Origin of the sequence: Paraburkholderia edwinii (assembly GCF_019428685.1) — a bacterium.
Classification (GTDB): Bacteria; Pseudomonadota; Gammaproteobacteria; order Burkholderiales; family Burkholderiaceae; genus Paraburkholderia; species Paraburkholderia edwinii.
The window spans coordinates 3,989,378-4,001,435 of the sequence record NZ_CP080095.1 but is presented as its reverse complement, the minus strand read 5'-3'; the positions used below and the strand labels follow the sequence as shown (position 1 = coordinate 4,001,435).

Annotated in this window: 12 protein-coding genes; 5 read left to right on the top strand and 7 right to left on the bottom strand. The window is 62.9% G+C overall.

Annotation, left to right across the window (positions count from 1 at the left end; translation table 11 throughout):
* Nucleotides 1–7: 7 nt before the first annotated feature.
* Entirely contained in the window at nt 8–982 is a 975-nt protein-coding gene (locus KZJ38_RS17690) for a nitrilase-related carbon-nitrogen hydrolase (protein ID WP_219797489.1), read from the top strand.
* Between the two features lie 85 nt (nt 983–1,067).
* Here the strand turns inward: KZJ38_RS17690 and KZJ38_RS17685 are convergent, their stop codons facing one another.
* Together KZJ38_RS17685 and KZJ38_RS17680 are read right to left on the bottom strand one after the other, a co-directional pair.
* Complete coding sequence (locus KZJ38_RS17685) at nt 1,068–2,375, bottom strand: Nramp family divalent metal transporter (protein ID WP_219797488.1); 1,308 nt, start codon at nt 2,373–2,375, stop codon at nt 1,068–1,070.
* Nucleotides 2,376–2,404: 29 nt separating this feature from the next.
* Nucleotides 2,405–3,661 carry a cupin domain-containing protein gene (locus KZJ38_RS17680; protein ID WP_219797487.1) on the bottom strand — a complete coding sequence of 419 codons (1,257 nt, stop codon included), beginning with the start codon at nt 3,659–3,661 and terminating at the stop codon, nt 2,405–2,407.
* 285 nt (nt 3,662–3,946) lie between these two features.
* Between KZJ38_RS17680 and KZJ38_RS17675 the strand changes: the two genes are divergently transcribed.
* Together KZJ38_RS17675 and KZJ38_RS17670 are read left to right on the top strand one after the other, a co-directional pair.
* On the top strand, nt 3,947–4,822 hold the full coding sequence (locus KZJ38_RS17675) for a MarR family winged helix-turn-helix transcriptional regulator (RefSeq protein WP_219797486.1): 876 nt from the start codon (nt 3,947–3,949) through the stop codon (nt 4,820–4,822).
* A 422-nt stretch (nt 4,823–5,244) separates the two neighbouring features.
* Entirely contained in the window at nt 5,245–6,072 is an 828-nt protein-coding gene (locus KZJ38_RS17670) for an AraC family transcriptional regulator (protein ID WP_219797485.1), read from the top strand.
* On the opposite strand, the gene KZJ38_RS17665 is transcribed toward KZJ38_RS17670, so the two are convergent.
* Both KZJ38_RS17665 and KZJ38_RS17660 read right to left on the bottom strand, forming a co-directional pair.
* On the bottom strand, nt 6,021–6,608 hold the full coding sequence (locus KZJ38_RS17665) for a DUF4865 family protein (protein WP_219797484.1): 588 nt from the start codon (nt 6,606–6,608) through the stop codon (nt 6,021–6,023). The genes KZJ38_RS17670 and KZJ38_RS17665 overlap by 52 nt on opposite strands.
* A gap of 28 nt (nt 6,609–6,636) precedes the next feature.
* Complete coding sequence (locus KZJ38_RS17660; protein ID WP_219797483.1) at nt 6,637–7,026, bottom strand: tautomerase family protein; 390 nt, start codon at nt 7,024–7,026, stop codon at nt 6,637–6,639.
* Nucleotides 7,027–7,286: 260 nt separating this feature from the next.
* Here KZJ38_RS17660 and KZJ38_RS17655 point away from each other — a divergent pair, with 260 nt between their 5' ends.
* Entirely contained in the window at nt 7,287–8,189 is a 903-nt protein-coding gene (locus tag KZJ38_RS17655) for a LysR substrate-binding domain-containing protein (protein WP_219797482.1), read from the top strand.
* Nucleotides 8,190–8,252: 63 nt separating this feature from the next.
* Here the strand turns inward: KZJ38_RS17655 and KZJ38_RS17650 are convergent, their stop codons facing one another.
* The gene (locus KZJ38_RS17650) at nt 8,253–9,083 is read right to left on the bottom strand and encodes an NAD(P)H-dependent oxidoreductase (protein WP_219797481.1); all 831 of its coding nucleotides are present in this window, start codon (nt 9,081–9,083) and stop codon (nt 8,253–8,255) included.
* Nucleotides 9,084–9,187: 104 nt separating this feature from the next.
* On the opposite strand from KZJ38_RS17650, the gene KZJ38_RS17645 reads away from it, so the two are divergent.
* A complete protein-coding gene (locus tag KZJ38_RS17645) occupies nt 9,188–10,084 on the top strand; it encodes a LysR family transcriptional regulator (RefSeq protein WP_219797480.1) in 897 nt (298 codons plus the stop codon).
* A gap of 1 nt (nt 10,085) precedes the next feature.
* On the opposite strand, the gene KZJ38_RS17640 is transcribed toward KZJ38_RS17645, so the two are convergent.
* Together KZJ38_RS17640 and KZJ38_RS17635 are read right to left on the bottom strand one after the other, a co-directional pair.
* A complete protein-coding gene (locus tag KZJ38_RS17640) occupies nt 10,086–10,838 on the bottom strand; it encodes an SDR family NAD(P)-dependent oxidoreductase (protein WP_219797479.1) in 753 nt (250 codons plus the stop codon).
* A gap of 103 nt (nt 10,839–10,941) precedes the next feature.
* Entirely contained in the window at nt 10,942–11,883 is a 942-nt protein-coding gene (locus tag KZJ38_RS17635) for a histone deacetylase family protein (protein ID WP_219797478.1), read from the bottom strand.
* Nucleotides 11,884–12,058: the final 175 nt, after the last annotated feature.

Genomic DNA, 12,058 nt, shown 5'->3' with positions numbered 1-12,058 from the left:
GTGCATCATGACATCGCCTTCCGGTTCGACGCTGCGGGTCGCCGCTATTTCGTTTGTTTCGCGTGACGGCGAGGTGCGCGATAACATCTCGCGAATCGTTGCTTTGCTTGAAGAGGCTGCACGCGCGGGCGTTGCGCTCGCGGTGTTTCCTGAACTGTGTATTAGTGGCGCGTCCGGGAGTGGTGCATCCGGGGATGCAACATCCCCACGCGAAGCACTGCGCGCAATCGCCGAACCACTTGATGGTCCGTCGATCAATGCCGTCGCGCAGGCGGTCGAGCGAACCGGTGTCGCGGCGGGCGTCGGCTGGATCGAGCGCAGCGCCGAGGGGCGCTTCTTCAACAGCTACGTAGTCTGCATGCCGCATGGTGCGCGCCATTGCCACCGCAAGCTGCACGCAAACGGAAGCCCGCTCGGCAGCGGAAACCGGTTCACTGTGTTCGATACGCAATGGGGCGTACGCGTCGGCATTCTGATCGGCGCTGACAATGATCTCGTTGAAAATGCGCGTGTGACGGCATTGATGGGCGCGACGCTATTGCTTGCGCCGTATCGGTGCGAACTCGCGGGCGCGGGCTCGATCGAATCGCTGCGTCGTGCGTTGCCGGGGCGCGCGCTCGATAACGGCACGTTTATCGCATTAGTGGCAGGGCGCGACGATGCGCTTAACCGTAAGTCCGGCGGCAAGTGCGCCGCCATGATGGTCGACCCGCACGGCGCAGTGCTTGCCGATTCGATCGATTGCCGCGGCATCGTCTCGGTCGACATCGACCTTGCGCTCGCCAATGCGCGCGTTGTGCAGCTTTGGCGCACGGCGCGGCGTCCTTCGCTGTACCGTCCGTTGACGACGTCTGCGCCACGCAATGACGATTTCGAGCAGCTGACCGAACCCGAACGCACCACGGCACGCGGCGCGGTGCCGATCAGCTTTGCCGTGGTGCGTAGAAGCGTGAAGCGGCCGCCGTCCGGCGGTGCATGCTGAACATCCTTGACGTTGCGGCGAAGCGAAAGGCGAAAGGGCGAATCGCGAGAGAAATCAGCTGCCGTCTCACGAACATCCGTTGTGCTCACACGATCGCCTGATAAACCAGCACGACATTCAACGCGACGATCAACAGCGCCGCCGCGCCGGCAATTGCAATCGTCCCTTTACGGATTGCAAACGCGCCCATAACAGACTGCTTGCCCGATAAGATCAGCAGCGCAACCATCGGCAACGGCAACGCCATACTCAGCACGACCTGACTGATGACCATCGCGTGCGTGACGTTGCAACCGAGCGCGACCACCGCGAACGAAGGCACAACAGTCACGAGCCGCCGCACTGTCACCGGAATGCGGAAGCGCACGAATCCCTGCATGATCACTTGCCCGGCCATCGTGCCGACCACCGAACTCGATACGCCGCTTGCCAGTAGCGCGACAAGGAAGAGGCCGGCCGCACCGGTGCCCAGCAACGGAACGAGCGTACGGTAGGCCGCGCCGATATCGCTCGTGTCCGGCGCCGTGTGATGAAACACGGTTGCCGCCATCACGACCATGGCGAGATTGACGAACGCAGCCGCGCCGAGCGCGATCATCACTTCACGATTCGAAAAGCGGATCAGCTTGCGGCGTTCGTCCGTACTCCGCGCGACCACGCGCTTTTGCGTGAGCCCCGAATGCAGATAAAGCGTATGCGGCATGATCGTCGCGCCGACGATGCCGACCGCGAGCGTCAGCGCGCCGCTGTCCTGCAGATGCGGAACGAACGTATGCGCGATCACCGCGGGCCAGTCGGGCGGGGCGATAAAAAGCTCGCAAAGATAGGTGGCGCCGATGACCGTAACGAGCGCGGCGATCGCGATTTCGAGCGGCCGGAAGCCGTGTTTTTCCAACGACAGGATCGCCCAGGTCGCAATGGCGATGACGCCCATCGCGACGAGCATCGGCAGGTGAAACAGCAGCGCGAGCGCGAGTGCGCCGCCGAGAAACTCGGCTAAGTCCGTTGCGATAGCGGCGATTTCGGATGCGACCCACATCGCCAGCGTGACGGGACGCGGAAAGTGCTCGCGGCATAACTCCGCGAGATTGAGCCCCGTCACGATGCCGAGCCGCGCGGATAACGCCTGAAACAGCATAGCTACGGCGCTGGAAATCAAAACGACCCACAGCAGACCATATCCGTATCGCGAGCCGGCTTCGATATTGGTGGCGAAGTTGCCCGGGTCCATATAGCCGACCGACGCGATCAGCGCAGGTCCGACGAACGGCAGGAATGCGCCGAGGCCTGTGCTGCGCCCTTCGAGTGCGGCGCGGACCGAGTATTCGGTGCGCTGCGTGAGATTGACGGCAACGGCCGCTACGCCGTCGCGCGTGGTGGAGAGGGTCTGCATGGGGGGGTGCTCCGCTTGCCGTTGCCGGGTTACTCGGGCATCACATCGGGCCGGTCGCGCGGAAATTGCGCGAGCGTTTCCGCACTGATGTTCAGCGTCTGCATGACCATCTCGGGCGGCGTATGCGTGAGCCAGTCGGACAACGAGACCTCGGCGAAATGGTCGCTCCTGAACACCTCGAGGAAGATCAGGTCCGTGTCGCCCATGTTCTGCACATAGTGGCCAAGACCTTTACGCACGTAACCGATATCGCCTGAGCCGAAGTCGGCCGTGAGCGCCTTCGGGCCCGTGTCGAATACGGTCACGCGGCCTTTGCCCTTGATGTAGTACTGCCATTCATCGGCATTCGGATGCCAGTGCATTTCGCGGATGCCGCCCGGGTGCACGGTGACGAGCGCCGCTGCGATCGTCTTCGAAATGGGGAAGTTCGTGCTGTCCGCGATCTGCACGTGGCCGCCGCGCGTCTGGCGCACGTACTTTGAACCGGCCAATGAGAAGATCACGGGCATGGCGGGTGGCCCTTTCTTCGATGCGGCTGCGCGCTGGTCGGCGGCCAGCGCGCCCGGCTCCTTGCCCTGGAAAATCCACAGGTTGTGCAGCGGGATGTTCCTGAACGCTTCAACCGGCACGCCGAAATTTGCGGCGAGCACGTCGAGCGGCGTATGCGCGATCCAGTCGGTGAGAAGCAGCGTGTTGAATTCCGACGCCGTGCCGTTATCGAATGCGATCAGAAATTCGGCGCCCGTGCTGCCGATGCCTTGCAGCGAATGCGGCAGGCCCGCCGGGAAATACCAGAGGTCGCCCGCTTTTACGTCCTGTACGGAGGGCCGGCCCTGCTCGTCGAGCGTCGTGATGCGGCAATTGCCGTCGAGCATGATGGCCCATTCGGCTTGTTGATGCCAATGCATCTCGCGAATGCCGCCTGCGGAAAGGCGCATGTTGACGCCGGAGATTTCCGTCGAAATTGCGAAGTCTGATTGCGTCACTTCGCGAGCCCAGCCACCGTTCTGGATGCGCTTGTGTGCGGTGTTAAACGACGACCAGTACAGCGGCATACCGTTGACGTCGGTGGCGGGCGGATTCTGGATCGATGGGAACTGGTTTGCCAGTGCCGGGTTTTGCGGACCCGGGTCCGTCAGATCCTGTGGATTGCGCGCGTTGATCGCGCCTTCGCCTGGACCATCGGGATTGCCAAACGATGCAGCCTTTGCAGTAACAGCGACGCCTGCAGCGATTGCGGCCGTGGCCGCGCCGATCATTGCCCTGCGTCTCGACATATTTGTCATGTTCAACCTCAATACGTGGTTCGGAATGCTGCGCGATTGCACGAGGCGCTCGGCCGTCATGCGCATTGAGGTGGATGTTAAAAACGTAGAGGCAACTCGGCTATCGGACGATCGGAAGATGCGGGGACATCATCATATCTACCGTTTATACGATCGGTTAAGCAGTGCGATACGCACGCATCGAAACCGCCATGAACTCGCGCGAGACGGACGGCGAATTTGAAGAAATTGGGTAAGTTGGGTAATATGGGAAGCCAGCGATAGGTCGATTTGAGGCAAAACAGCATGGACAGCAACGAGCAGGTGGCGCCGGATCTGGCGGGCGCCGAACCCGCAAGCGATGCATGGCTCGCGACGCGCGAAGCGCGCGCGGCGCTTGCGCCGCGGCGCAAGCCGTATTGGCACGCGGTCGATACGGGCCGCCATCTCGGCTACTACAAGGGCGCGCGTTCGGGCACATGGCACGCGCGCGTATTCGTCGGATCAGGCAGGTATGAGGAAATCCTGCTCGGCAAGGCCGACGATCACGCGCGCGCCGATGGTCTCGCGGTACTCGATTACCGGCAGGCGATCGAACGTTCGCACGACTGGTGGTTGGGTAAGGGCTACGGCACGGCGGCGGACGAACTGAGCCAGCGCATCAAACGAAGCCGTCCGAAAAAACGCGTGCAGACCGACAAGCTCGATGAGGTCGCGCTCGCATGGGCGCGCGAACGTCCGGACCTCGATCTGAGCCTCATGGGCCTGTTCATGCGAATCAAACAGGCGCATTACATGCACGAGCGTCGCCTCACGATGATTTCGCAATCGGTGGGCGTCGATGTCGGCGAATTGCATGTACTGCTTGCGTTGCGCCGCGTCGGTGCGCCGTATGCAATGCGTCCGACCGATCTGTTCCGGGCGCTGCTCGTCACTTCGGGTGCCATGACGAAGCGTATCGACCGGCTCGAGCGCGCGAAGCTCGTCGCGCGCATGCCCGACGATGAGGATCTCCGTTCGTCGAGGATCATGCTCACCCAGGCAGGCGTTAAAGCGGCCGATGCGGGGATGGACCATATTGCGCAAGGGCTCGGCGTATTGCGCGAGGGGATCGGCATGAGCGACGACGAGTATAGCGAGGCGGACTCCTACCTCAGGCGCATTCTGTCGGTGGCGTTCTGACCGGTTTGATCGATAGCCGGCGCCCCTGCCGCGGATTCGTGCGTCGGCATCGGTATTGTCCCGCTTGCCAGATCAGTGTGTTTTCTTGACGAAATATCTTCTCAGGAAGATACTAACGTGAGTTACCACGCTAACGATTGGGTAACCCGAATTCATTAGAGCAGCGAAACTCCGTCAACACTCGAGGGGCGGCGATGAATTCAAAACGTCTTGGGAATTCGTCGAAATGATGCACGTGTTTCACCCAGCTCAACAGGCTCGCGGCGGCGCAGATTTTTCGATCGGCAGACACGGATCGAAAAATGCGAGAGTCAGGCAAGTCGCGCCGTTCAGGCATCCTTTGTTCCGGCACGGGCGCTGCTTCATGCGGGCGCTCAGGGAAAATCTTTATCACCCATGTCGAACTTGGTGGCGAAGGCCCGATGGGTGAACTTGAGTCTTCACCGGAATCACCGCTTGAAGCGCTCGCAGGCAAGCGCCACGGATGGCGCGACGATGGGCGCCATCTAAGGCTCGAGATCGTCCGCCGCGGCCGGATGACAATCGAACAGAACGGAGAAACGCGGATCTTCGATCCGGGCGACATGTTGCTCGTCGAGCCGTCGCATGCATTCAGCCGTTCGTTCCGCGAGCCCACGCAGGTTTCAGTCGTGCATATCCCGAAGCGGGCGCTAAGGGAGCGCGGATTGTCGTGGCAATTTGCAAGCGCCTGCCAGCCGGTTCACGAAAACGGCGACGTCACCGCCGTGCGTGCGCTGTTGCTGGCGTTCACGGCCCATGTCGACAACGCCAGCGACGCATTGATCGAGCGGGTCGGTCATCAGTTTCTCGACTTGATGGACGTGTTGCTCGAACACAGCGGCGCGACGCAAACAGGCCGCGGCGCGAAATGGGTCGTCGCGCGCGCCGCGCAGCTGATCACCCGACGTCTGGCCGATCCGGACTTGAGCATCGCGAGCCTTGCAGGCCAGCTCAATCTGTCGATCAGTTCGCTCACGCGCGCGTTCCGGCAGCGTGGCTTGTCGCCGATGCGCTACGCGTACTCGCTGCGGCTCGAACACGCGGGCCGGCTGCTTGCCGAAACGCCGGATCTCGCGATCAAGGACGTTGCAAACCGATGCGGGTTCGCGAGTGCCGCGCACTTCAGCCGTCTTTTCAGGCAGAAGTACGGCGTGACGCCGCGCGAATATGCGAACGCTTATGCGTGCAGTTCGGCGAACGCCGGAGCTGAAACGTGCAGCACCTCATAGCTGCGCGATTGCGTGGGTAGTTCTTGTTGCGGCAGCACCCAGTAGTCGAAGCGGACAAGCCGCCAGTTCGACGGGTCGAGCCCCACCGCACGGGCAAGCAGACCCGGCGTGCGCTCGACGGCATCGAGCGCGGCATCGGTTTCCCGCTCGCGCCGTTCGACCAGATTCGCGTCGGTACCCAGCGTCTCGTCTTCGCGTGTGAGCGCAACGATGGCGCGCGGGTTGGTCAGCCGCGCCGAGCGCGCATAGGCGAGGGCTGGCCATGTCTCAACCGGCGGCGTGCCGAAAGATTCCTTGATGCCGGCGAATCCGGCGCCGGCCAGGAAGCCCCACATCGAGTCGATATGCGGCCACAGATACGCCGGCGCGTACTCATTGCTTTGCGCGCCGAACCGGCCGCGTTCGCGAATCAGAAAGCATTTGAGGCCGAGCCCGTCTAACGTATCAAATGCCGGACCCTTGCTCGCGACGCGCGCGCGGATCGCCTGCATGTCGTACTCGGCGGGCAGCGCGATCGAATATTGCATGATGAACATAGTTGCCTCCTTGCAACGCTGCAACGGCTCACGCTTCCTTCACATATGACGCAAGGCCGTTTCCAAACGACCAGTCGTCCCTGTCGTTCGGCGACAGCACCACCTGTACGTCTTCGGGCCGGATGCCGACATTGGCCGAAAGCCGCGCGGCGAGTGTGCGATAAAGCGCCTGCTTGGTCTCCGTATCGCGCCAGCGGCCCGCCACAATATGAATGAACACGAGGCCGTCGGTCCGTTCAATGCCCAGGTAGTGTGCGTCGTAAATGATCTCCGCGGGCTCGCGCTGCTCGATGATCTGGAATCGATCGTCGGGCGGCACGTTATAGGTATCGACCAAAGCCTGATGAATGGTGTCGGCGATCTCGCGCAACTGCGCGGGCGTCCGGCCTTTCTGCAACGAAATTCGGACAAGCGGCATGGCAGTCTCCGTTCGCGAACAGCAATAGCTTTGCGCACTCAAACGCCGAATGGATCATCTGCTGCGCATACAATGCAAACAATGCTCGACGGCGATGCGACGGCGCTGCGACGACAGTCACGCGCCGCCCACATCAGCCCGCCAAACCGCCGCGTTCGCTTGCGCCGGTTACGCGAGCCTTGCCTTGCATCGAGAATACGGAAGAACACGGTTCGCGAAAATCGCAAACTTTCAAACTATCGCATCGGAAAAATCGAACTATGGCGGCTCGCACCAACCTCGACATGGATGTGCTGCGCACCTTCGTGTTGGGCTTTGAACTCGGTAGCTTCGCGCGGGCGGCGGACCGTCTCGGCCGTTCGCAATCGGCGGTGAGCGCGCAATTGCACAAGCTCGAAGATCAGATCGGCACGCCGCTCGTGCAGAAGTCGGGCCGCGGCCTCGCGCTGACGACGGCCGGCGAATCGCTGCTCAGCTATGCCAAGCGATTGCTCGAGCTCAATGACGAAGCCGTGGAGACGATCCGCGGCGCGGACCTCGAAGGATGGGTGCGTCTGGGTTTGCCGCAGGATTTTGCCGATACGTTTTTGCCGTCGGTGCTCGGACGCTTTGCGAGGGCGCATCCGAAGGTGCGCGTTGAAGTGCAGGTCGACGCGAGTGCGCGGCTGATCGAAAAGACGCTGAGAGGCGATCTCGACGTCGCGCTCGCATGGGGTAACAGCAGTGGCACGCCGTTCGCGGAGTGGGTCGCGAATCTGGCAATCGCGTGGGTGGGATTGCCGGACTCGGGCAATGTCCGCAGCCTTGGCGGCAGCGCCGGCGCCGATCCGCTGCCGCTTGTCGCATTCGAGCCGCCGTGCTCGTTTCGTTCGGCAGGTATTGCCGCGCTCGACGAGGCGAGCATTCCATGGCGGCTCGTCTTTACCAGTCCAAGCCTGTCCGGGCTCTGGGCCGCTGCCGAGGCGGGGCTCGGCATCACCGTGCGCACGACAATCGCGATGCCGCGCACGCTCGCCGTGCTCGATCCGCTGGCAACGGGCTTGCCCGTGTTGCCTCCGATTCCGCTGTCGTTGCACCGGAAGGATCAGGACGCGAGCCTGGTCGTGCGCCGTTTGACCGAGATCGTGCTGGACACGGTGCTCGAAGAGATCAACGCGGGTTGAGCGCTGGGCTCAGCCTCGCGTCGATCGTTGGCTCGCGTGCACGGTTGCGGCGCGCTTACTCGACTATTCGACTTCTTCCGTGACACGATCCGTTGCGGCGCGATCCGCCGTGATCTGATCTTGCAGATGCGCCGCGAACCCGGTTTTCTCCGGCGCGATATCGGCCTTTAACGTCAGCGCCGGAATATCGTATGCGCCGCGGTTTTGCGGACGATACGGAATCGGCGCGTGCGTGAAGAGTGCATCGAGACGCTCGCCGAGCGCGTCGCGCACCGTTGCATACCGCGCGTCGTCGATTCCGTTCATACGGTAGGCGACAAACGGCGGCAGCACGTCGAAGCCGGGGTAGTAGAGCATGCCGTGCTGGATCGGAAAGAGGATGTCGTCGATCGGGCCATTAATGCCGCGCTGCGCGTAGTGTGACTCCCATCCGCCGGCCGTGACGATCAGCATCGCGCGCTTGCCCGCGAACATGCCTTCGCCGTAACGGTCGCCCCAGTGTTGATTGGAATGCTCGCCGACGCCATAAGCAAAACCATACGCATAGACGCGTTCGAACCATCCTTTCAGGATCGCCGGCATCGAAAACCACCAGAGCGGAAACTGCAGCAGCACCGCGTCGGCCCAACGCAGCTTGTCCTGTTCGCGCGCGACGTCTTCGCGCTGCAGACCGTTGGCGTAGGCATGCCCTGACTCGGCCGCTGGATTGAAGCGCGCGTCGGCGTCGCGCGACGGAAAGTCGTGCGCATCGAGCGTGGTTTTCCAGTTCATCGCATACAGGTCCGATACCTGTACTGTGTGGCCGGCCTGTTCGAGACGCTGCACCGCGAAGTTGCGCAGCGATCCGTTCAACGAGCGCGGCTCAGGATGGGCATAGACGATCAGAACGTTCATGACGAAGACCTCGATAAGTGAATGATCAATGCACGCAGCGTAGGCCTTCGTCAGGTATATTTGAAATGAATTGTACGAATTTGAGGTATTGGAGAAAGTAATACGTGGACAATACGTTACGGCGTCTCGACCTCAACCTGCTGGTCACGCTCGACGTGCTGCTCGCCGAGCACAACGTCACGCGCGCGGCGCAGCGGCTCAATTTTTCGCAGCCGTCGGTCAGCGTTCATCTGGCGAAACTACGGGAGATTTTCGGCGACCCGTTGTTGTTGCCGGGCCCGCGCGGCATGCGGCCGACTGCGCGCGCGCTTTCGCTGCGCGAACCATTGCGGCAGGCGCTCGAATCGCTCGAGCGCGCAATCGCGCCCGAGCATCCGTTCGATCCCGCCGCAGCCGACCGGACTTGGCGCGTCGGCGCGGCCGACTATGGCGAAATGACGATCGTGCTACCCGCGCTCGATGCGATACGTCGCGCGGCGCCGCGTACGCGGCTCGCGGTGCTGCCGCTGATTCCGGGCCGCACCGCGAAGCAGGCGGAACAGGGCGAACTCGATCTTGCGTTTCATACGACCGACGACGCGCCGCCCGAATTGCGCGCGCGCCCGCTATTCAAGGAGCAGTACGTGCTGGTCAGCCGTGCGGGCCATCCGAAGCTCAAACGGCGGCCCACGCTTGCGCAGTTCTGCAAGCTCGAGCACGTGATCGTCTCGCCGGGCGGCGGCGCCTTTCACGGTGTCACCGACGATGCGCTCGCCGCGGTTGGGCTCGAGCGCCGCGTAGTGCTATCGGTGCCGCATTTTCTGGTGGTGGAGTCGGTGCTGGCCGGGAGCGATCTCGTTGCGATGCTGCCGTCGCGGCTCGTGCGCGACACCGGTCAGCTGCAGGCGTGCGCGCCGCCGATCGATGTGCCGGGCTACGAGATGACGATGCTCTGGCATGAGCGCTCGCATCGCGACCCGGCGCATCAATGGCTGCGTGAGCAGATTGCGGCCGCGGTATAAATTACGTCAGCGTCTGTCCGCCGTCGACCACCAGCGATTGACCGGTGACCCAGCCCGCGTAGGGGCTCGCGAGAAACAGCACCGCGTTGGCGATATCGTCGGGCGTGCCGAAGCGCCCGTAAGGGATGTGGCGCAATGTGCCTTCGTAGAGCTTCGGATCGGTGGTTTTGCGTTGTTCCCATGAGCCGCCCGGGAATTCGACCGAACCCGGCGCGACCGCATTCACGCGAATCCGATCGGGGGCGAGCGCCAGCGCGTGAGAGGCCGTGTAGTGCGCGACCGCGGCCTTGATTGCCGCATACGACGTGGTTCGCGTGCTTGGGTGAAGCGCCGCAATCGACGTCACATTGACGATCGCGCCGCTCTCCGATTGCCGCAGGAACGGCAGCGCGGCGTGCCCCGCGCGTACGGTCGCCATGAGGTCGACATTAAAGCCCGCCTCCCAGCCGGCTTCGCTATCGCCGCCGCCGAAACCCGATGCGTTATTGATCAGGATATCGATGCCGCCGAGCGCATCGCCTGCCGCGGCGATATACCGGGCGATCTGCTCGGCGACCGCGAGATCGCACGTCGCGGTATGAACGGGATGGCCGTGCGTGCGCAATTCGGCATCGATGGCTTTCAGACTGTCGGGATTGCGCGCGCACACAGAAACCGCGGCGCCGGACTGCGCGAACGCAAGTGCGATACCGCGGCCGATGCCGCGTGAACCGCCTGCAACGACGACGCGCTTTCCGTTGAAATCGAATGCCATGAAGGTGCCCTCGCGATGTTGATTGGCGAAGGTGTGAGTATCACCGCAATCGGCGATCCACGTCGGGCACCCCGGTACGGTCCTCGCGAGACTACGCGGGGACTTATGCCTCCTCGCCCATTAGCGCGAGCACATGCGCGCGCGTGCCGTTGGCGAGACCTTCCATGCTGTAACCGCCTTCGAGAATCGACACGACACGGCCTTCGCAGGTTTCGTCGGCGATCTTGACGAGCTCGCGTGTGACCCAGTGGAAATCGTCGTCTTCGAGACCGAGGCCGGCGAGCGGATCGAGACGGTGCGCATCGAAGCCCGCGGAGATGATGATGAGTTCGGGATTGAAGTCGCGCACGGCGGGCAACATCGCGGCGGCGATACGCGCGCGGAAATTCGCCGAATCGCAGCCGGGCGGCAGCGGCACATTGACGATGTTATGTGCGACGCCGGTTTCGGAGGCCGCGCCCGTGCCGGGATAAAGCGGCGATTGATGGCTCGACGCATAAAACAGTTCGGGGCGATCGAAGAACGCGGCCTGAGTGCCGTTGCCGTGATGGACGTCGAAGTCGACGACAGCGACGCGCTCGAGCTTATGCACTTCATACGCATAGGCTGCGGCGATCGCCGCCTGATTGAAGATGCAAAAGCCCATTGCGCGCGACGGTTCCGCGTGGTGGCCGCAGGGGCGCGTCGCGCAGAACACGTTGCGCGCATCGCCGTTGAGCACCGCATCGACGCCCGCGCACGCGGCGCCGACGCAGCGCATCACGGCATCCCACGAACCCGGCGACATCACCGTGTCGCCGGCATCGAGCGGCACATAGCCCTGTTTCGGCGCGATCTCGGCCACTTCATCGATAAAGTCGCGGCTATGCACGAGTTCGACCTGTTCGATCGTGCCGAGCGGCGCCTCGCGCCATTCGAGCGCTTCGAACCCGGGCGCACGCAGCGTGCGCAGCACGGTTTTCAGGCGCTCAGGCGACTCGGGATGGCCGGGGCCCGGTTGATGGTTCAGACAGGCGTCGTGCGTGTAGATGAGGGTCGGGGACATGGGGGCTGATGTCCGGGCTGGCCGGCATCATCTCCTTTGCGTTGGAGAGGTTTTGAGGGGATGCAGCTTGAGATGCGGCTGAAGCTGCGTAGCGAAGGCTGTGCCTGCTGCCGGCGGGACTCGGTTGCACGGGCCCGCCGGACGTGAATCTCCTGAGTGTAGGGTGGTGCGCCCG